Below are 775 nucleotides of genomic sequence, written 5' to 3' on the forward strand. Positions count from 1 at the left end.
TGCGGCGGCATCGGTATTGCGTTGCTCACCCCTTAACANGGCGTTAGGTGTTTCGAGGTTTTTGATGATTCTGCCAACCTATGAAAGAGAGCATTATCAATTGGATAATGGAGAAGAATTAAATAAGGAATATCCAGACACATTCTGGATCCCTGAAAAAGAAGACAGGGAATCTCTTAAAGTAGGCGATTTGGTAAAGCTAATTTTCAGCATGGAAGAGAACATAGGTTCTGACGAAGTTTCGGTTGAACGTATGTGGGTAGAAATTACAGACGTTTACCCTAATTACTATAAGGGCAAATTAGATAATGATCCTGCTGGCAGTGATTGTGTGCAGTGCGGACAACTTGTCACTTTTCAAGCTTGTCATGTAATAGATATTTACGAAGAAAACACCTAACAAGTGCCTAAACCAAGGACGCAAAACAGTAGGCTTGCGCTCCTTCGTCGCTAATTTTAGCCTGCTATTTTCCGCCTGTTAGGCAAGCGTTAAGTGCTTGGAGATATGTGGAGGTGGAACTTCTATGTTTATTCTAATTGGTTCTATAGCTATGCTATTAGCAATGATGCTCTACATTCAACTTCTGTTGGCTGTTGCTAGCGTGCTGTCTGGTATATTGAAGTTTGTAGCTTCAATGCTCATATATTTAGTCTTTGTTCCTGTTTTTGTTTCTCCACTATTCTACATATTAAAATGGGAAGCTAAATTTGAAGAACAATTTACGCTAGGCATATTTTTGTATGTCGCTAGCTACTTAATCATAATGTTACCTAG

At 39.3% G+C, this 775-nt stretch carries 1 protein-coding gene; it reads left to right on the forward strand.

All coding sequences use genetic code 11. The annotated features are described in order from the left end of the window. Positions 1-524 precede the first annotated feature (524 nt). Positions 525-775 (forward strand): hypothetical protein (locus tag A3712_RS28445; protein WP_231891843.1); only part of this gene is annotated, 251 nt, incomplete at its 3' end.

The sequence above is a fragment of the Vibrio sp. HI00D65 genome, assembly GCF_001635455.1.
GTDB lineage: Bacteria > Pseudomonadota > Gammaproteobacteria > Enterobacterales > Vibrionaceae > Vibrio.